Source organism: Streptomyces pinistramenti, assembly GCF_020564935.1.
In the GTDB taxonomy this organism is placed as follows: domain Bacteria; phylum Actinomycetota; class Actinomycetes; order Streptomycetales; family Streptomycetaceae; genus Streptomyces; species Streptomyces pinistramenti.
The window spans coordinates 1-19,168 of sequence record NZ_JAJCXB010000005.1; the positions used below are offsets into that span (position 1 = coordinate 1).

Below are 19,168 nucleotides of genomic sequence, written 5' to 3' on the forward strand. Positions count from 1 at the left end.
TTGAGTGGGTCGGGCACGCTGTTGGGTATCTGAGGGTACGGACTGTATGGTCTGGACCTTCGCGATGCCGGCCCCAGTGTACTCAGCCTTCGGGTTGGGGTGGTGGGTGGCTGGTCGTTGCTTGAGAACTGCACAGTGGACGCGAGCATCTGTGGCCAAGTTTTTAAGGGCGCACGGTGGATGCCTTGGCACCAGGAACCGATGAAGGACGTGGGAGGCCACGATAGGCCCCGGGGAGCTGTCAACCGAGCTTTGATCCGGGGGTGTCCGAATGGGGAAACCCGGCAGTCGTCATGGGCTGTCACCCGCTGCTGAACACATAGGCAGTGTGGAGGGAACGCGGGGAAGTGAAACATCTCAGTACCCGCAGGAAGAGAAAACAACCGTGATTCCGGGAGTAGTGGCGAGCGAAACCGGATGAGGCCAAACCAGTCACGTGTGATACCCGGCAGGGGTTGCGTGGTTGGGGTTGTGGGATCTCTTTTTCACATTCTGCCGAGTGTGAGACGAGTCAGAAACCGTTGGTGTAGGCGAAGGACATGCGAAAGGTCCGGCGTAGAGGGTAAGACCCCCGTAGCTGAAACATTAACGGCTCGTTTGAGAGACACCCAAGTAGCACGGGGCCCGAGAAATCCCGTGTGAATCTGGCGGGACCACCCGTTAAGCCTAAATATTCCCTGGTGACCGATAGCGGATAGTACCGTGAGGGAATGGTGAAAAGTACCGCGGGAGCGGAGTGAAATAGTACCTGAAACCGTGTGCCTACAAGCCGTGGGAGCGTCGCGTTGAGTGCTTGCATTCAACGTCGTGACTGCGTGCCTTTTGAAGAATGAGCCTGCGAGTTTGCGGTATGTTGCGAGGTTAACCCGTGTGGGGGAGCCGTAGCGAAAGCGAGTCCGAATAGGGCGTTTAGTAGCATGCTCAAGACCCGAAGCGGAGTGATCTAGCCATGGGCAGGTTGAAGCGGAGGTAAGACTTCGTGGAGGACCGAACCCACCAGGGTTGAAAACCTGGGGGATGACCTGTGGTTAGGGGTGAAAGGCCAATCAAACTCCGTGATAGCTGGTTCTCCCCGAAATGCATTTAGGTGCAGCGTCGTGTGTTTCTTGCCGGAGGTAGAGCACTGGATAGGCGATGGGCCCTACCGGGTTACTGACCTTAGCCAAACTCCGAATGCCGGTAAGTGAGAGCGCGGCAGTGAGACTGTGGGGGATAAGCTCCATGGTCGAGAGGGAAACAGCCCAGAGCATCGACTAAGGCCCCTAAGCGTGTGCTAAGTGGGAAAGGATGTGGAGTCGCAGAGACAACCAGGAGGTTGGCTTAGAAGCAGCCATCCTTGAAAGAGTGCGTAATAGCTCACTGGTCAAGTGATTCCGCGCCGACAATGTAGCGGGGCTCAAGCACACCGCCGAAGTCGTGTCATTGCGATATTACCCCCAACGGGGATCGTGATGGGTAGGGGAGCGTCGTGTGCCGGGTGAAGCAGCCGTGGAAACGAGTTGTGGACGGTTCACGAGTGAGAATGCAGGCATGAGTAGCGATACACACGTGGGAAACGTGTGCGCCGATTGACTAAGGGTTCCTGGGTCAAGCTGATCTGCCCAGGGTAAGTCGGGACCTAAGGCGAGGCCGACAGGCGTAGTCGATGGACAACCGGTTGATATTCCGGTACCCGCTTTGAAACGCCCAGTATCGAATCCATTAATGCTAAGGCCGTGAAGCCGGCCTGGAGTCTTCGGACAAAGGGACGTGGTGGAGCCGCCGGTCCAAGGTGGTAGTAGGTAAGCGATGGGGTGACGCAGGAAGGTAGTCCAGCCCGGGCGGTGGTTGTCCCGGGGTAAGGGTGTAGCCCGTTATCCAGGTAAATCCGGATGATGTTGAGGGTGAGACCTGATGCCGAGCCGATTGTGGTGAAGTGGATGATCCTATGCTGTCGAGAAAAGCCTCTAGCGAGTTTCATGGCGGCCCGTACCCTAAACCGACTCAGGTGGTCAGGTAGAGAATACCGAGGCGTTCGGGTGAACTATGGTTAAGGAACTCGGCAAAATGCCCCCGTAACTTCGGGAGAAGGGGGGCCATTTCCGGTGATCACTCTTGCAGTGTGAGCTGGGGGTGGCCGCAGAGACCAGCGAGAAGCGACTGTTTACTAAAAACACAGGTCCGTGCGAAGCCGTAAGGCGATGTATACGGACTGACGCCTGCCCGGTGCTGGAACGTTAAGGGGACCGGTTAATCAATCTTCGGGTTGGTGAAGCTGAGAACTTAAGCGCCAGTAAACGGCGGTGGTAACTATAACCATCCTAAGGTAGCGAAATTCCTTGTCGGGTAAGTTCCGACCTGCACGAATGGCGTAACGACTTCTCGACTGTCTCAACCATAGGCCCGGTGAAATTGCACTACGAGTAAAGATGCTCGTTTCGCGCAGCAGGACGGAAAGACCCCGGGACCTTTACTATAGCTTGATATTGGTGTTCGGTTCGGCTTGTGTAGGATAGGTGGGAGACTGTGAAGCGATCACGCCAGTGGTTGTGGAGTCATTGTTGAAATACCACTCTGGTCGTGCTGGATGTCTAACCTGGGTCCGTGATCCGGATCAGGGACAGTGTCTGGTGGGTAGTTTAACTGGGGCGGTTGCCTCCTAAAGAGTAACGGAGGCGCCCAAAGGTTCCCTCAGCCTGGTTGGCAATCAGGTGTTGAGTGTAAGTGCACAAGGGAGCTTGACTGTGAGACTGACGGGTCGAGCAGGTACGAAAGTAGGGACTAGTGATCCGGCGGTGGCTTGTGGAAGCGCCGTCGCTCAACGGATAAAAGGTACCCCGGGGATAACAGGCTGATCTTCCCCAAGAGTCCATATCGACGGGATGGTTTGGCACCTCGATGTCGGCTCGTCGCATCCTGGGGCTGGAGTCGGTCCCAAGGGTTGGGCTGTTCGCCCATTAAAGCGGTACGCGAGCTGGGTTTAGAACGTCGTGAGACAGTTCGGTCCCTATCCGCTGTGCGCGTAGGAGTATTGAGAAGGGCTGTCCCTAGTACGAGAGGACCGGGACGGACGAACCTCTGGTGTGCCAGTTGTCCTGCCAAGGGCATGGCTGGTTGGCTACGTTCGGAAAGGATAACCGCTGAAAGCATCTAAGCGGGAAGCCTGCTTCGAGATGAGTACTCCCACCTCCTTGAGGGGTTAAGGCTCCCAGTAGACGACTGGGTTGATAGGCCAGATATGGAAGCCTGGTAACGGGTGGAGTTGACTGGTACTAATAGGCCGAGGGCTTGTCCTCAGTTGCTCGCGTCCACTGTGTAGGTTCTGAAGTAACGAACTCGCCTTGTCGGCTGGAGTTCAACTTCATAGTGTTTCGGTGGTCATTGCGTTAGGGAAACGCCCGGTTACATTTCGAACCCGGAAGCTAAGCCTTTCAGCGCCGATGGTACTGCAGAGGGGACTCTGTGGGAGAGTAGGACGCCGCCGAACAATTTTTGTGGAATGCCTCGTCGGGAACTTCGGTTCCCGGCGGGGCATTTCTGCATTTCCTGGGGAGTCCGAAACGGACCCACGGTACGGAGCCGTCGGCCGTGCAGGTAAGGTCAGGGGGCATCATTGGCACATTTCCCACAGGAGGCCCCCGCGTGGAGGTCCAGGAGACGCGGGTCCAGACGGATCGCATCCTCACCATCCCGAATATTCTGAGCATGGCGCGCCTGGTCGGCGTGCCGGTGTTCCTGTGGTTGATTCTGTGGCCGGAATTCGGCGGGCCCGAGTCGGCCAACCGCTGGGCGCTGCTGGTCCTTGCCCTGAGCGGCGTCAGCGACTACCTGGACGGAAAGCTCGCCCGCCGCTGGAACCAGATCAGCAGCCTGGGGCGCATCCTCGACCCGGCGGCCGACAGGCTCTACATCCTGTCCACCCTGGTGGGACTCACCTGGCGGGAGATCCTGCCGTGGTGGCTCACCGCGGCGCTGCTCGCGCGTGAACTCATGCTGCTGATCGCCGTCGGATTCCTGGGCCGGCACGGTTACGGTCCGCCCCAGGTGAACTTCCTGGGCAAGGCAGCCACGTTCAACCTCATGTACGCCTTCCCGTTGCTCCTCTTGAGTGTGGGAAGTGGCTGGCTTCAGACTCTCGCTGCTATTTTCGGATGGGCGTTCGCCGGATGGGGTACGGCGCTGTACTGGTGGGCAGGAATCCTCTACGTGGTTCAGGTCCGCCGGATCATCAGGGCGGACACCACAGCCGACTGAGCTCGCCGAACAGGCGAAACCTGTGCCACCCGGTGCCCGTGCGTGAGAACAGTGGGCGATCTGGACGGGTGAAGTCGGCAAGACCGTCGTCTCTTAGAGGAGGACGCTTCCGACATGAAGGCCGTTGTGATGGCCGGCGGTGAAGGCACACGCCTTCGCCCCATGACGTCCAGCATGCCCAAACCGCTGCTCCCTGTGGCCAATAGGCCGATCATGGAGCATGTGCTGAGGCTGCTGAAACGGCATGGTCTCAGTGAGACCGTCGTGACTGTGCAATTCCTTGCCTCGCTCGTCCGGAACTATTTCGGCGACGGGGAAGAGCTCGGAATGGAGCTCACCTACGCCAATGAGGAAAAGCCTCTGGGCACCGCAGGCAGTGTGAAGAATGCGGAGGAAGCTCTCCGGGATGACGCTTTCCTCGTCATTTCCGGTGACGCGCTCACCGACTTCGACCTCACCGACCTGATCCGGTTCCACAAGGAGAAGGGCGCCCTCGTCACCGTCTGTCTGACGAGGGTGCCCAATCCGCTTGAGTTCGGCATCACCATCGTCGACGAAGCGGGCAAGGTCGAACGTTTCCTGGAAAAGCCCACCTGGGGCCAGGTGTTCTCGGACACTGTCAACACGGGCATCTACGTCATGGAACCCGATGTCTTCGACTACGTTCAGCCCGATGTTTCCGTGGACTGGTCGGGAGACGTCTTCCCGCAGCTGATGAAGGAAGGCAAGCCGATCTACGGCTATGTCGCCGAAGGCTACTGGGAGGACGTCGGTACCCACGAGAGTTATGTGAAGGCGCAGGCCGATGTCCTGGAGGGCAAGGTCGACGTTGATCTCGACGGCTTCGAGATCTCCCCTGGTGTATGGATCGCCGAGGGCGCCGAGGTCCATCCCGATGCCGTTCTGAGAGGACCGCTGTACATCGGCGACTACGCGAAGGTCGAAGCGGACGTCGAGATCCGCGAGCACACGATCATCGGTTCCAATGTCGTCGTCAAGAGCGGTGCCTTCCTGCACAAGGCCGTTGTCCACGACAACGTTTACATCGGCCGGCACACCAATCTGCGCGGGTGTGTGATCGGCAAGAACACCGACATCATGCGGGCCGCCCGGATCGAGGACGGTGCGGTGATCGGCGATGAGTGTCTCGTCGGCGAGGAATCCATCGTTCAAGGCAATGTGCGGGTCTATCCGTTCAAGACCATCGAGGCCGGCGCTTTTGTCAACACGTCGGTGATCTGGGAGTCCAAGGGACAGGCGCATCTGTTCGGCGCCCGCGGGGTTTCCGGAATCCTCAACGTCGAGATCACGCCCGAACTCGCGGTGCGGCTCGCCGGGGCGTATGCCACGACGTTGAAGAAGGGCACCACGGTCACCACCGCACGCGACCATTCCCGTGGTGCGCGGGCGCTGAAGCGCGCGGTGATCTCTGCTCTCCAGGCCAGCGCCATAGAGGTGCGCGACCTGGAGAATGTGCCGCTGCCGGTGGCGCGGCAGCAGACGGCCCGCGGCAGCGCGGGCGGGATCATGGTGCGGACGACACCCGGGGTGCCGGACTCCGTCGACATCATGTTCTTCGACGAGCGTGGAGCCGACCTTTCGCAGGCCGGCCAGCGCAAGCTCGACCGCGTCTACGCCCGCCAGGAGTACCGCCGCGCCTTCCCGGGCGAGATCGGTGACCTGCGGTTCCCGTCCAGCGTCTTCGACTCGTACACGGGATCCCTGCTGCGGGCCGTGGACACCACGGGGATCGGCGAGTCCGGGCTGAAGGTCGTCGTCGATGCGTCGAACGGCAGTGCCGGGCTGGTGCTGCCCAGCCTGCTGGGCCGCCTCGGGGTGGACTCCCTCACCATCAATCCGGGTTTGGACGAGTCGCGGCCGACAGAGACCGTCGACACACGGCGCAAGGGCCTGGTCCGCCTCGGGGAGATCGTGGCGTCGGCGCGGGCCGCGTTCGGCGTACGGTTCGACCCCGTCGGTGAGCGGCTGTCCTTGGTGGACGAGCGCGGCCGGATCATCGAGGACGACCGTGCGCTGCTGGTGATGCTGGATCTGATCGCCGCGGAACGGCGCAGTGGCCGGGTGGCGTTGCCGGTGACGACGACCCGTATCGCCGAGCAGGTCGCCGCTTATCACGGCACTCAGGTCGAGTGGACGACGACGTCGCCGGACGATCTGACGCGGGTGGGCCGTGAGGACGGCACCATTTTCGGCGGGGACGGCCGGGGCGGCTTCATCATCCCGGAGTTCAGCAGCGTCTTCGACGGCTCGGCGGCGTTCGTGCGGCTGATCGGTCTGGTGGCCCGTACGCAGCTCACGCTGAGCCAGATCGATGCGCGGATTCCGCGTGCGCACGTCCAGGGCCGTGATCTGGCGACGCCGTGGGCGGTCAAGGGCCTGGTCATGCGGCACGTGGTCGAGGCGGCAGGCGATCGGTCCGTCGATACCACGGACGGGGTGCGGGTCGTCGAGTCGGACGGCCGTTGGGTGCTGGTGCTGCCCGATCCCGCCGAGGCGGTCACGCATCTGTGGGCCGAGGGGCCGGACGACGCTTCGGCCCAGCAGCTGCTGGACGAGTGGTCCGCGGTGGTCGACGGCGCCGGGCGCTGACCCCGGGCCCCACCGGCGTGCCGGATTCGGTATGCCGGTGGGGCCATTGGGAGACCATGCGGGCGACGTGCGACGATGTGCGGCATGTCGCAGCAGCGCCCCGATCGGAGCACCACCAAGAAGCCGGCTGCGCGCCCCGATGCGTCCATGTCGCTGCTGACCAACGTGATGGATCACAGCCTCGACGACGGTTACGCGGAGGCCGCCGCGCGCCAGTCCGCAGCCGGTGTGCGTGGCCTGCCCCGTACGCTGCGGGCGAAGTTGGGTCTTACGGCGGGCCTGGTGCTCGCGGCGGTGGTGGTGACGGTCGGTGCCGCGCAGGCGCGGGTGTCGGCGCCGACGCTGGCCAAGGAGCACGAAGAGCTCGTCAACCGCATCCAGAAGGGCACCGGCGAGGCCGACGAGCAGCAGGAGCGGGTGGATGCGCTGCGGGATTCCGTCGATGCGATGCAGCGTGAGGCGCTGCGCAAGCACGGTGGTGACAAGGCCGAGCTGCTGGCGCTGCTGGCCGGCTCGACGCAGGTCACCGGCCCCGGGGTGAAGCTGGTCGTGGACGATGCCAAGGATGCGGCGTCCAGTGGCGACGGCCCCCGGGAGAGCAGTGGTTTCACGGACACCGGCCGGGTGCGCGACCGGGATATGCAGCGGGTGGTCAACGGCCTGTGGCAGTCCGGGGCCGAGGCGATTTCCGTCAACGGGCAGCGGCTTACGTCACTCTCGGCGATCAGAGCCGCGGGAGAGGCCATACTGGTCGACAACAAGCCACTGGTGCCGCCTTATACGGTGCTGGCGGTGGGGGACGGGCAGCGGCTCAGCACTGCGTTCCAGGACAGCGCAGACGGCCGGTATCTGCATGTGCTGCAGGAGAACTACGGCGTGCGCACCAGGATTTCCGCGGAGAGCGAGGTCAAGCTGCCGCCCGCTCCCAGTTTGATCGTACGTACAGCACAGCCGCAGGCCGGTGCCGCGAAGGCGGACGGCGCCGACACAGGGAAGGGCACATCGTGATCGCCGTACTGGGCCTCATCGTGGGAGTCGTGGTCGGGCTTGTGGTCCGACCCGTGGTGCCGACGGTGGTCGAGCCCTACCTTCCCATCGCTGTCGTCGCGGCGCTGGATGCCGTGTTCGGCGGTCTGCGCGCGATGCTCGACGGCATCTTCGACGACAAGGTCTTCGTCGTCTCCTTCCTGTCGAACGTCGTGGTGGCTGCGCTGATCGTGTTCCTCGGCGACAAGCTCGGCGTCGGCGCCCAACTCTCCACGGGTGTCGTCGTGGTGCTGGGTATCCGGATCTTCTCCAACGCTGCCGCGATCCGCCGGCACGTCTTCAGGGCGTGAGGCGGATGGCTACCGACGAGACTCCGGAGCCGGAGCGGCCGCAGCAGCCCGGCGGCGGCGAGAGCCCGCAGTCCGATGACACTCCCGGGCGGGAGCGTGCGACGGATGCGGAGCCGGCGCGCGGTGCGGCGGACCGGCGGCCGATGCCTCCCGAGAGCCGTGACGTTCCGCGGCGGGACGGTGCGGACGAGCGTGCGGAGGGCTGGGACGGGGACGGTGAACCGGCTGCCAGGGCAGCCGATGAGGACGTTCCCGCCCTCTCGGCGCAGGCACCGGCGGATACGGAAGCGGAGGGTAGGGCTCCGGAGAAGCCGGAGACCGGTCGGCAGCGGCTGCGTGCCAGCCTGTGGCCGCCGCGGCTGACCCGTGCTCAACTGATCGTTGCGGTACTCCTGTTCATTCTCGGCCTCGGCCTGGCGATTCAGGTACGTTCCACGAGTGACAGCAGTGCGCTGCGGGGCGCGCGCCAGGAGGACCTGGTGCGGATCCTGGACGAACTGGACAATCGCTCGCAGCGGTTGACGGACGAACAGCGGCGCCTGGAGGGACAGAAGACCGAGTTGGAGAACAGCTCGAACCAGGCCGAGGAGGCCCGCAAGCAGACCGTGGAGAAGGAACAGCAGCTGGGCGTGCTGGCCGGGACCGTCGCGGCCCAGGGGCCCGGCATCAATCTGACCATCGACGACTCGACGCACTCCGTGGAGGCGGACAAGTTGCTGGACACCATCCAGGAGTTGCGTGCGGCCGGCGCCGAGGCGATCCAGGTGAATGATGTACGGGTGGTCGCGAACACCGCTCTTTCGGATGTCAGGGGCGGGGTGCAGATCGACGGCAAGCGCGTCACGCAGCCGTACCGGTTCAAGGTCATCGGCAAGCCGCAGGATCTGGAGCCGGCGCTCAACATCCCTGGCGGCGTGGTGCAGACGCTGGAGAAGGAGCAGGCCACGGTGTCTGTGACCCGAGTGGGGAAGATCATTGTGGACGCCTTGCGAGAGGCGAAGCGGCCTGACTACGCTCGGTCGTCATCGCAGTGAGAGAGATGCGTATGGGGAGAGCCCGGGGAGGGCATGAGGTAGCGGGGGGTCGACGCACCGTGTACGTGGTGCGTGGTGGAAACTGTCTGAAGGCCACGGACGTTCACAGGATGTCCGGATCGGCCGGTGTGTGCATCGAGGGTTCGTCCTGCCCCACGGGCGGGTCTGTTTCGTTCAAGGGGAATCGCCCGTGAAGTTGTTTGCAAAGCTGTTCGGCAAGAGCGCACGCCAGGAGGGCGGCAGCGGCTCGGCGCGGCACCGCGCTCCGCGCCAGCCCGACGAGAGCGGTACCGGCGAGGACCGTCCGCTCTTCCGTGACGAGGTCGCGGGTCCGGCCGGTGGTGTTTCCGGGGGCCATGGCGCGGGTTCTGTTGACCCTTCCGGTTCCGTCCGCATAGGTTCCCAGGATCCGTCGACGTCGGGCACGGATGGAGGGTCGGCCTTGCCGGTTTGTACGAGGTGTGGTCACCGGAACGCCGAGGCGAGCCGGTTCTGTTCCAACTGCGGTGCGCCGCTGCGCGCGGGGGCCCGGCCCGAGCGCGCATCCGAGACGACATCGACCATTTCCATCTCGGGCCTTGAGGCGTACGACGCGGAGGCGACGGGCCAGACCCTGACCCCGTCGTTGTCCCCCGAGGCCCAGGCGGCCGTGGACGCCCTGCCGTTGGGCTCGGCGCTGCTGGTTGTGCGCCGGGGGCCGAACTCCGGCAGTCGGTTCCTCCTGGACGGTGAGCTGACCACGGCGGGTCGGCATCCGCAGGGCGACATCTTCCTCGACGATGTGACGGTCTCCCGCCGCCATGTGGAGTTCCGTCGTGGCCAGGACGGTGTCTTCACGGTCTCCGATGTCGGCAGCCTCAACGGTACCTACGTCAACCGTGAGCGGATCGACTCCGTCGCCCTTGCCAACGGCGATGAGGTGCAGATCGGCAAGTACCGCCTGGTCTTCTACGCGAGCCAGCGAGGCGCCGGTATCTGACCGGCCGGGGAAGGTATATGCGTCATACACCGACAGGCGGTGCCGGTACGTCCGGCACCGCCTCTTCGGACGGCAAGCCGGTGAGCATCGGTGCGGTGCTCAACGTGCTGCGCGAGGAATTTCCCGAGGTCACGATCTCCAAGATCCGTTTCTTGGAGGCCGAGGGACTTGTCGAGCCGACGCGTACACCGTCCGGGTACCGCAAATTCACCGCCCAGGATGTCGAGCGGCTGGCGAGCATCCTGCGCATGCAGCGGGACCACTATCTGCCGCTGAAGGTCATCCGGGAGCATCTGGACGCCCTGGAGCGCGGTGAGCGGGTCCAGCTCCCGGCTCCCACCACTCCGTCCCGGGATCTGGTGGACGGGGTGCACGGGCCCGACGAGGAGCGCCCCACGGCGGTCCGGATCGGCCGCGCGGAGCTGCTGGCGGCCGCCGAGGTCGACGAGGCCGCGCTGACCGACTGGGAGGCGTACGGGCTGATCGTGCCCGATGCGGACGGCGGTTATGACGTCGAGGCGGTGACGGTGGCCAAACTGGTGGCGGATCTCGGCCGTTTCGGACTGGAACCGCGCCATCTGCGGGCCGTGAAGGCGGCTGCCGAACGCGAGGCCGGCCTGGTGGAGCAGGTCGTCGCACCCTTGCGGCGGCATCGCAATCCGCAGACCAGGGCGCATGCGGAGGCCACCGCGAGAGAGCTGGCGACGCTGTCCGTACGGCTGCACGCGGCACTCGTCCAGACTGCGCTTCGGGTCCGTCTCCAGTGAGCAAAAGAGTGCCCGACTACCCAAACCTGCCAGGCACGTCCTAGGGTTGCTGTGTGAACGAGCTCGACGTCGTGGGTGTCCGGGTGGAAATGCCTTCCAGCCAACCGATCGTGCTGCTGCGGGAGGTGGGAGGCGACCGCTACTTGCCCATTTGGATCGGGCCGGGGGAGGCCACCGCTATCGCTTTTGCCCAGCAGGGAATGGTCCCTGCCAGGCCGCTGACGCATGACCTTTTCAAGGACGTGCTGGAGGCGGTGGGCCAGGAGCTGACGCAGGTCCGCATCACGGATCTGCGCGAGGGAGTGTTCTATGCCGAACTGGTCTTCGCCAGCGGTGTGGAGGTCAGTGCGCGTCCGTCCGACGCGATAGCGCTGGCGTTGCGCACCGGAACGCCGATCTTCGGTACCGACGGTGTGCTGGACGACGCGGGCATCGCGATCCCGGACGAGCAGGAGGACGAGGTGGAGAAGTTCCGCGAGTTCCTCGACCAGATCTCGCCCGAGGATTTCGGTACCAACAGCCAGTGACAGCGGCCGGGCCGGATGATCCGGCCACGGCCGTTCTCTTTCGGCCAACCTGCTACGCGTTCCCCGTCCGTAGTCACGGGAAACCACTCGTAGGGTGATTATCACTCGGCGTGGCGAGCGCGGCGATCGTTGACGCACCCCGAGTGACTGCATACCGTCGATATGCAGGTCCCGTCCGGGACGTGGAGGACGGAGGGCGGCGTGGCAATCACCGGCGACGGTACGGCGGCGGAAGGGGCGTTGCCGCTCCATTCGAATGTGGCGGTGAACCGCACCCCGGTACAGACCGCGGCGGTGCCGGGGGGCCGCGAGGCGGAGACCATCGGCTACCGCGGTCCGACCGCGTGCGCCGCAGCCGGCATCACCTACCGGCAGCTCGACTACTGGGCGCGTACGGGCCTGGTCGAGCCCAGGGTCCGCCCCGCCTACGGCTCGGGTACCCAGCGGCTCTACAGCTTCTGCGACGTCGTCGTCCTGAAGATCGTGAAGCGGCTGCTCGACACCGGTGTCTCGTTGCAGAACATCCGCACCGCTGTGCAGCACCTGCGCTCGCGCGGGCTGGCCGATCTGACGCGGATGACGCTGATGAGCGATGGCGCGACCGTCTACGAGTGCACCTCACCCGATCAGGTCGTCGACCTGCTCCAGGGCGGGCAGGGCGTGTTCGGTATCGCCATCGGTGTGGTGTGGCGGGACGTGGAGAGCACGCTGTCGCAGCTGCACGGTGAGCGGGTGGACACCGGCGAGACCTTGATCGGGCAGAACCCGCACGACGAGCTGGCCCGGCGGCGTAACCGCGCCGGCTGACCCGGCAGACGGTCCCGCGGCCCGGTGCGGGGCCGATTGTCAGTGGTATGCGGCAGCATCGGTCTTGTGAGACCAGCGCCGACGATTCTGCATCTCGACATGGATGCGTTCTTCGCGGCCGCCGAGCAGGCGGCCAAGCCGAGCCTGCGCGGGAAGCCCGTGGTCGTCGGCGGGATCGGGCCGCGCGGAGTCGTTTCCACGGCGTCGTACGAAGCGCGTGTTTTCGGGGTGCGGTCCGCGATGCCGACCGCCCAGGCGCGTCGGCTGTGCCCCAACGCGGCTTACTTGAGTCCGCGCTTCACGGTCTACCGCCATGTGAGTGACCTGGTGATGGAGCTGCTGCACGAGCTGTCGCCGTTGGTCGAGCCGCTGAGCCTGGACGAGGCGTTCGTCGATCTGGAGGCCGGTGGTGTCGCTGCCGAGACGGCGGCCGTCCGGGCTGTGGGGGAGCAGCTGCGGCGGGACATCAGGGCCGTCACGGGGCTGACCGGTTCGGTGGGGCTGGCGGGCGCCAAGATGCTGGCCAAGATCGCGTCGGAGGCGGCCAAACCGGACGGCCTGGTGGTGATCGAGCCGGGCACCGAGCGGGAGCTGCTGGGGCCGATGCCGGTGCGCACGCTGCCCGGGGTCGGTCCGGCGACTGCCGAGGCGCTGCGCCGGGCCGGGATCGCGACGGTGGCCGAGACCGCCGAGGCGGGTGAGGCCGAGCTGGTGCGGCTCCTGGGCCGGGCGCACGGGGCCGGGCTGTACGCGATGGCGCTGGGCCGGGACGACCGTCCGGTGGTGGCCGAGCGCGATGCGAAGTCGGTGTCGGTCGAGGACACCTTCGATGTCGACCTGACCGACCGGACGCGGGTGCGGGCGGAGCTGCTGCGGCTGGCCGACCGTTGCGTGCAGCGGCTGCGGGCGGCCGGCCGGTCCGGGCGCACGGTGGTGATCAAGGTGCGGAACTACGACTTCTCGACGCTGACCCGCTCGGAGACGCTGCGCGGGCCGACGGACGATCCGTCGGTGGTGCGCGAGGCCGCCACCCGGCTGCTGGAGACCGTCGATACCACGGGCGGGGTGCGGCTGCTCGGGGTGGGGGTGAGCGGCCTGGCCGACTTCACGCAGGAGGACCTGTTCGCCCAGGCCGCGACGGAGCGGGAAGCCGCGGAAGCGGCTCTGGCAGCTCAGGCCGCGCCTGCGGTGGAGACGGCGGGGCCGGGCGAGGCCGAGCCGGCCGAGGAGGCGCAGCCGCGCGTCTGGCACCCCGGGATCGACGTGGTCCACGAGGAGTTCGGCGCGGGGTGGGTGCAGGGCAGCGGCGTGGGGCGGGTGACCGTACGGTTCGAGCAGCCCTGGTCGGCGCCAGGGAGGGTGCGGACCTTCGCCATCGACGATCCGGCGCTGCGGCCGGGGGAGCCCCTGCCGTTGGTGGGCGGGGATCCGGCCGCGCAGCTGCCGGGCGCTGCGGTGGGGCCCGTGGGGCACCCGGAGGCGGATGGTGGGCCGGCGTCTCAGTCGTCCGTTCCGGCCACCCGTCCGAAGTTCTTGTCGGCGGGGGCGCTTGGGGAGTCGGGAGGGGAGGAGATATCCAGCCGGTAGTGGTGGTAGAGCTGGAGTTCCTGTTCAGGGGAGAGGTGCCGGCCGACTCCGAAGTCCGGGGCGTCCTTGATCAGCTTGCGGTCGTACGGGATGTGCAGCCCGTCGTCGACCACCTTGCTGGGTTCCAGGGGGACGAAGGCGTCGCGGCTGAAGAGACCCGTGCGTACCGCGGCCCACTCCGGCTCTCCGGTCGCATCGTCGAGATACACCTCGTCCACGGTGCCGATTTTGGTTCCATGGCGGTCGAATGCCTTGCGGCCGATCAGACTCCGGGGATCGATATCGGTTTGCACGGCCCCTCCAACTGGTCGCAACTGCCTTGTGGCAACTACCAAACGGCACATTTCATGCCTCGGCCACTCGAAGGATCTCTCAGGTGGCGCGCTGGTAGGCTGGCAAATGGCCGCAGACCCCGTGCGGGAGAGTCCTTTGCCGTTCGCGGCGGGGGCGCCGAAGGAGCAAATCCTCCCCGGAATCTCTCAGGCACACGTACCGCATGGGTGAGGTCACTCTGGAAAGCAGGGCGGGCCACGGGCGATGCAGCGCGGAACCCCTCCTCACCGACGGTGAAAGCCGGGCCGCGGGTGCGGACCGGTGAAGCTCTCAGGTTGAGATGACAGAGGGGGAGGCCGTCCGGGCACCAGTGCCGTGGTGCCCCTCGTAGGTCGTGAGACCAGGAGGCCCCCGCAGATGACCACCAAACGCATCTCCTTGACCGAGCTGGAGCGCGGTACGCCCTTCGAGCAGCGGCACATCGGCCCCGACCACGCGTCGCAGGCCAAGATGCTCGCGCAGGTGGGGTTCGGCTCGCTGGACGAGCTGACCGCGGCCGCCGTGCCCGATGTGATCAAGAGCGCGGAGGCGCTGGACCTGCCGCAGGGCCGTTCCGAGGCGGAGGTACTGGCGGAACTGCGCGGTCTCGCCGACCGCAACGAGGTCCTGTCCCCGATGATCGGCCTCGGTTACCACGGCACGTTCACCCCGCCGGTGATTCTGCGCAACGTCATGGAGAACCCCGCCTGGTACACGGCGTACACGCCCTACCAGCCGGAGATCTCGCAGGGCCGCCTGGAGGCGCTGCTCAACTTCCAGACCATGGTCGCCGACCTGACCGGACTGCCGACCTCCGGAGCCTCGCTCCTGGACGAGGGCACTGCCGCGGCCGAGGCCATGGCGCTCTCCCGTCGCGTCGGCAAGGTCAAGCAGGGCGTCTTCCTGGTTGACGCGGACTGTCTGCCGCAGACCATCGCCGTCATCAGGACCCGCGCCGAGCCGACCGGCGTCGAGGTCGTCGTCGCCGATCTGAGTGGCGGCATCCCCGCCGAGGTCGCCGAGCGCGGTGTCTTCGGCCTGCTGCTTCAGTACCCCGGAGCCTCCGGCGCGGTCCGCGACCCGCGCGCCCTCATCGCGCAGGCGCAGGAGATGGGCGCGGTGGTCACCGTCGCCGCCGACCTGCTGGCCCTGACGCTGCTCACCTCGCCCGGTGAGCTGGGCGCGGACATCGCGGTCGGCACCACCCAGCGCTTCGGCGTCCCGATGGGCTTCGGTGGGCCGCACGCCGGGTTCATGGCGGTACGGGAGAAGTTCGCCCGCAGTCTGCCTGGACGGCTGGTGGGGGTGTCCGTCGACGCCGAGGGCAACAAGGGCTACCGCCTGGCGCTGCAGACCCGTGAGCAGCACATCCGCCGCGAGAAGGCCACCAGCAACATCTGCACCGCGCAGGTGCTGCTGGCCGTCATGGCGGGCATGTACGCGGTCTACCACGGGCCGGACGGGCTGGCGGACATCGCCCGGCGCACCCACCGCTACGCCGCGATTCTCGCCGCGGGCCTGAAGGCCGGCGGCGTGGAGATCGTGCACGACGCGTACTTCGACACTCTCACCGCGCGGGTGCCCGGCCGGGCCGCCGAGGTCGTGGCCGCGGCCCGCGAGGCCGGCGTCAATCTCCGTCTGGTCGATGGCGATCTCGTCGGCATCGCGTGTGACGAGACCACCGGCCGCGCGCAGCTGGCCGGTGTCTGGGGTGCGTTCGGTGTTCGGGGCGACGTCGAGGAGCTGGACGCGGCGGCTGCCGAGGCGCTGCCCGAAGGGCTGCGGCGGACCAGTGGATACCTCGGTCACCCGGTCTTCCACCAGCACCGTTCCGAGACCGCGATGCTGCGCTACCTGCGCCGCCTCTCGGACAAGGACTACGCGCTGGACCGCGGCATGATCCCGCTCGGCTCCTGCACGATGAAGCTGAACGCCACGACGGAGATGGAGCCGGTCACCTGGCCCGCGTTCGGCCAGCTGCACCCGTTCGCCCCGGTCGACCAGGCACAGGGCTACCTCACGCTGATCCAGGAGCTGGAGGCGCGGCTGGCCACGGTCACCGGCTACGACAAGGTGTCCATCCAGCCCAACGCCGGCTCCCAGGGCGAACTCGCCGGCCTGCTGGCCGTACGGGCGTACCACCGGGCCAACGGCGACGAGCAGCGCACCGTCTGCCTGATCCCGTCCTCCGCGCACGGCACCAACGCCGCCAGTGCCGTGATGGCCGGGATGAAGGTCGTCGTCGTGAAGACCGGCGCGGACGGTGAGGTCGACACCGACGATCTGCATGCCAAGATCGAGAAGCACGGTGACGAGCTGGCGGTCCTGATGGTCACCTACCCCTCGACGCACGGCGTCTTCGAGGAGCACATCACCCAGATCTGCGCGGCGGTGCACGATGCGGGCGGCCAGGTCTACGTCGACGGTGCCAACCTCAACGCGCTGGTGGGCCTCGCCGAGCCCGGAAAGTTCGGCGGGGACGTCTCGCACCTGAACCTGCACAAGACCTTCTGCATCCCGCACGGCGGCGGTGGTCCCGGTGTCGGCCCGGTCGGCGTCCGCGCCCACCTGGCGCCGTACCTTCCGAACCACCCGTTGCAGCCCGCCGCGGGCCCGGAGACCGGTGTCGGCCCGATCTCCGCCGCTCCCTGGGGCTCGGCCGGCATCCTGCCGATCTCCTGGGCGTATGTCCGGCTCATGGGCGGCGAGGGCCTCAAGCGCGCCACCCAGGTCGCGGTCCTGGGCGCCAACTACATCGCCAAGCGTCTGGAGCCGCACTACCCGGTGCTCTACACCGGTCCCGGCGGGCTGGTCGCGCACGAGTGCATCATCGACGTCCGGCCGCTGACCAAGGCGACCGGCGTCAGCATCGACGACGTCGCCAAGCGGCTCATCGACTACGGCTTCCATGCGCCGACGATGTCGTTCCCGGTGGCCGGCACGCTGATGATCGAGCCGACCGAGAGCGAGGACCTCGGCGAGCTGGACCGCTTCTGCGACGCGATGATCGCGATCCGCGCGGAGATCGAGAAGGTCGGCTCGGGGGAGTGGGACAAGGACGACAACCCGCTGCGCAACGCCCCGCACACGGCGAGCGCGCTGGGTGGCGACTGGGACCACGGCTACACCCGCGAGGAGGCCGTCTTCCCGGCCGGTGTCGTGGCGGCGGAGAAGTACTGGCCGCCGGTGCGCCGCATCGACGGTGCCTTCGGTGACCGCAATCTCGTCTGCTCCTGCCCGCCGATGGAGGATTACGACAGCTGACGTTCCGGCGCAGCAAGAAGGGCCCTCGGCATTCTGCCGGGGGCCCCGTGGTTTCCGCGGGTGCTGCGGGTCAGACCGTGGTGGCGAGCCGTGATCCGCCGATCGGCCGGTGCGGCGCGATGACCTGTCCGTCCGGCAGAAGCTCACCGGTGTCCTCGAAGAGGAGGACGCCGTTGCACAGCAGGCTCCACCCCTGTTCCGGGTGGTGGGCCACCGGATGCGCGGCTTCCCGGTCGGTGGATTCGGCTGACGGGCAGGGCGGCTGGTGCTGACACATGGATGTTGTCTTTCGCTGCGGTGTGGTGAACGTCGTTGTGCGGCGCGATGAAATGGTCATGGCCGCTTCCCCCGTTTCCTTCGGTCGGACCCAGTGTTGCCCTGCGGACGGGATTCCGCAGGGATTTCGCCGCAGTGATGCGCACTCGATAGGGACGTGTCACCCGTGCGGGCGGTTGCTCCCAAATGCGCCCCCTCCGACGGGTGTTGGTAGTGATAGCGGCGGTCCGCCCCGCGCGGGTGGCACAGCCGAGCGCCCCGCGGCCGGCAGGGCTCGCGGGGCGCTCGGCTGTGCGACGGCGTGCGCCGTGTTCGGTTCGGGGCGCGCGGTGCCGGCGCGCCGGGTCAGGCGGTCGAGCCGAGGGCCGGGGAGTCGAGTGTCGTCGAGCCGAGGAGGGGAGTGGGGGTGAGGCGGTGGGTGAGTCGCGGCAGCAAGTCGGCGACCCGCTGCGGGAGATGGGCGGCGATGCCGGGCGGCGCGGGCGCGAGCGGCACCAACAGGTCGCCCGCGGCGGGCAGTCCGGTGGTGCCGTCGGATGCGATGTCGTGGTGCAGCCACAGCGTGACCATGTACAGCTCGGGCACGGAGAGCAGGCGCGGTTGGTATGCGGCGGTGAGTGACTCGGCCTGGAGCAGGGCCTGTTCGGTCGCGGTGACGTAGGGGCCGCCGCAGAAGTGCGAGAACGTCCAGCCGTCCGCCGTGAGCCGGGCCTCGGCGGCCCCGACCGGGCGCTCGCCGCCGCGTACCAGGAACCGCCAGCCGGCCAGCCGGGTGTGCGGCGGGCCGCCGGCCTGGCCGATGCCGCTCAGGACGTGGACGGGGAGCGGCTGGTCGGCGCTCAGCGGGCCCTGGTGGGAGCGCAGTGCGGCGGTGCGGGCCTCTCGGACGGCGGTGGGCGAGCCGAGGGCGGCGAGAACGCTGCGCAGGGCGGGCGGGGGTGCGGCAGGGATATGCAGCGGCATGGTGGGTCGCCTCTCACTTGGGAGACACGGTGGTGCAGGCAAACGCGGACGGCACTGTCAGCGTGCGGGGTCAGAGCCTGGCCGGACGCTGTGCTCAGCGCAGATGCGGGCAACGCGACACTGGGCACCAAGTCTCTGCCTCGTCAGCGAAGTTTATACGACACTTGTTCAATCGGTGTTTCCGCTAGCTGTTTCGTGAATTTACGGCAAGGCGAAAACAGGACCCGCGGGAGAGGTGTTTTCCACCTCTTTGCGCGGGGGCCGTTCACGGCACCTCGTCATTCCTCTCGTGCACGGTAGGCCGGATCTTGTCGGCGTTTCTCACCGGAGAAATGCCGACAGTGATTGCCGCAGTGATGTGCCATTGGAATGTGCCAGTGTGCTCTGTCGCTTCAGCCTATCGGTAACCGGAAGCCGTTGAGGCGTTATTGATCAGATTGCGGGGCATCATCGACCGTGACGCGTGCCCCGG

14 protein-coding genes, 2 rRNA genes and 1 riboswitch are annotated in these 19,168 nt (G+C 66.5%); of the genes, 13 read left to right on the top strand and 3 right to left on the bottom strand.

Annotated features, from left to right (window positions below; translation table 11 throughout):
- Nucleotides 1–153: 153 nt before the first annotated feature.
- The 12 genes from LIU39_RS05505 (at nt 154) to LIU39_RS05560 (ending at nt 13,881) form a co-directional block, all read left to right on the top strand.
- A 23S ribosomal RNA gene (locus LIU39_RS05505) occupies nt 154–3,275 on the top strand.
- 74 nt (nt 3,276–3,349) lie between these two features.
- Nucleotides 3,350–3,466, top strand: a 5S ribosomal RNA gene (gene rrf, locus LIU39_RS05510).
- Between the two features lie 155 nt (nt 3,467–3,621).
- Nucleotides 3,622–4,233: a cardiolipin synthase ClsA gene (gene clsA / locus LIU39_RS05515; RefSeq protein WP_227045234.1), complete on the top strand. Its 612-nt coding sequence runs from the start codon at nt 3,622–3,624 to the stop codon at nt 4,231–4,233.
- Nucleotides 4,234–4,347: 114 nt separating this feature from the next.
- Nucleotides 4,348–6,843 (top strand): mannose-1-phosphate guanyltransferase, encoded by a 2,496-nt coding sequence (locus LIU39_RS05520; RefSeq protein ID WP_227045236.1) that lies wholly within the window; start codon nt 4,348–4,350, stop codon nt 6,841–6,843.
- Nucleotides 6,844–6,918: 75 nt separating this feature from the next.
- Complete coding sequence (locus LIU39_RS05525) at nt 6,919–7,851, top strand: DUF881 domain-containing protein (protein WP_227045238.1); 933 nt, start codon at nt 6,919–6,921, stop codon at nt 7,849–7,851.
- Nucleotides 7,848–8,180 carry a small basic family protein gene (locus tag LIU39_RS05530; protein ID WP_003984969.1) on the top strand — a complete coding sequence of 111 codons (333 nt, stop codon included), beginning with the start codon at nt 7,848–7,850 and terminating at the stop codon, nt 8,178–8,180. Before LIU39_RS05525 ends, LIU39_RS05530 begins: the two co-directional genes overlap by 4 nt.
- A 5-nt stretch (nt 8,181–8,185) precedes the next feature.
- Nucleotides 8,186–9,214: a DUF881 domain-containing protein gene (locus LIU39_RS05535; protein ID WP_227045240.1), complete on the top strand. Its 1,029-nt coding sequence runs from the start codon at nt 8,186–8,188 to the stop codon at nt 9,212–9,214.
- Nucleotides 9,215–9,332: 118 nt separating this feature from the next.
- Nucleotides 9,333–10,193, top strand: a complete 861-nt coding sequence (locus tag LIU39_RS05540) for an FHA domain-containing protein (protein ID WP_227045461.1) — start codon at nt 9,333–9,335, stop codon at nt 10,191–10,193.
- A 17-nt stretch (nt 10,194–10,210) separates the two neighbouring features.
- Nucleotides 10,211–10,960: a transcriptional regulator FtsR gene (gene ftsR, locus LIU39_RS05545; RefSeq protein ID WP_227045242.1), complete on the top strand. Its 750-nt coding sequence runs from the start codon at nt 10,211–10,213 to the stop codon at nt 10,958–10,960.
- 53 nt (nt 10,961–11,013) lie between these two features.
- Nucleotides 11,014–11,487 carry a bifunctional nuclease family protein gene (locus LIU39_RS05550; protein ID WP_006606439.1) on the top strand — a complete coding sequence of 158 codons (474 nt, stop codon included), beginning with the start codon at nt 11,014–11,016 and terminating at the stop codon, nt 11,485–11,487.
- Nucleotides 11,488–11,688: 201 nt separating this feature from the next.
- Nucleotides 11,689–12,294 carry a MerR family transcriptional regulator gene (locus LIU39_RS05555; protein WP_227045244.1) on the top strand — a complete coding sequence of 202 codons (606 nt, stop codon included), beginning with the start codon at nt 11,689–11,691 and terminating at the stop codon, nt 12,292–12,294.
- Nucleotides 12,295–12,360: 66 nt separating this feature from the next.
- Entirely contained in the window at nt 12,361–13,881 is a 1,521-nt protein-coding gene (locus LIU39_RS05560) for a DNA polymerase IV (RefSeq protein ID WP_227045246.1), read from the top strand.
- Here LIU39_RS05560 and LIU39_RS05565 read toward each other — a convergent pair.
- Complete coding sequence (locus LIU39_RS05565) at nt 13,794–14,174, bottom strand: PRC-barrel domain-containing protein (RefSeq protein ID WP_227045248.1); 381 nt, start codon at nt 14,172–14,174, stop codon at nt 13,794–13,796. The genes LIU39_RS05560 and LIU39_RS05565 overlap by 88 nt on opposite strands.
- A 114-nt stretch (nt 14,175–14,288) precedes the next feature.
- Nucleotides 14,289–14,386: riboswitch (glycine riboswitch) on the top strand.
- A 185-nt stretch (nt 14,387–14,571) separates the two neighbouring features.
- Between LIU39_RS05565 and gcvP the strand changes: the two genes are divergently transcribed.
- The gene (gene gcvP, locus LIU39_RS05570; RefSeq protein ID WP_227045250.1) at nt 14,572–17,457 is read left to right on the top strand and encodes an aminomethyl-transferring glycine dehydrogenase; all 2,886 of its coding nucleotides are present in this window, start codon (nt 14,572–14,574) and stop codon (nt 17,455–17,457) included.
- A 70-nt stretch (nt 17,458–17,527) separates the two neighbouring features.
- On the opposite strand, the gene LIU39_RS05575 is transcribed toward gcvP, so the two are convergent.
- Both LIU39_RS05575 and LIU39_RS05580 read right to left on the bottom strand, forming a co-directional pair.
- Nucleotides 17,528–17,734, bottom strand: a complete 207-nt coding sequence (locus LIU39_RS05575; RefSeq protein WP_308409344.1) for a DUF5999 family protein — start codon at nt 17,732–17,734, stop codon at nt 17,528–17,530.
- Nucleotides 17,735–18,078: 344 nt separating this feature from the next.
- Complete coding sequence (locus LIU39_RS05580) at nt 18,079–18,696, bottom strand: hypothetical protein (protein ID WP_227045254.1); 618 nt, start codon at nt 18,694–18,696, stop codon at nt 18,079–18,081.
- Nucleotides 18,697–19,168: the final 472 nt, after the last annotated feature.

What these genes read in the sequence shown, in the direction of transcription:
- LIU39_RS05520 (WP_227045236.1), top strand. Translation starts at nt 4,348, where the DNA reads ATGAAGGCCGTTGTGATGGCCGGCGGTGAAGGCACACGCCTTCGCCCC.
- LIU39_RS05525 (WP_227045238.1), top strand. Translation starts at nt 6,919, where the DNA reads ATGTGCGGCATGTCGCAGCAGCGCCCCGATCGGAGCACCACCAAGAAG.
- LIU39_RS05535 (WP_227045240.1), top strand. Translation starts at nt 8,186, where the DNA reads ATGGCTACCGACGAGACTCCGGAGCCGGAGCGGCCGCAGCAGCCCGGC.
- ftsR (WP_227045242.1), top strand. Translation starts at nt 10,211, where the DNA reads ATGCGTCATACACCGACAGGCGGTGCCGGTACGTCCGGCACCGCCTCT.
- gcvP (WP_227045250.1), top strand. Translation starts at nt 14,572, where the DNA reads ATGACCACCAAACGCATCTCCTTGACCGAGCTGGAGCGCGGTACGCCC.
- LIU39_RS05575 (WP_308409344.1), bottom strand. Translation starts at nt 17,734, where the DNA reads ATGTGTCAGCACCAGCCGCCCTGCCCGTCAGCCGAATCCACCGACCGG.
- LIU39_RS05580 (WP_227045254.1), bottom strand. Translation starts at nt 18,696, where the DNA reads ATGCCGCTGCATATCCCTGCCGCACCCCCGCCCGCCCTGCGCAGCGTT.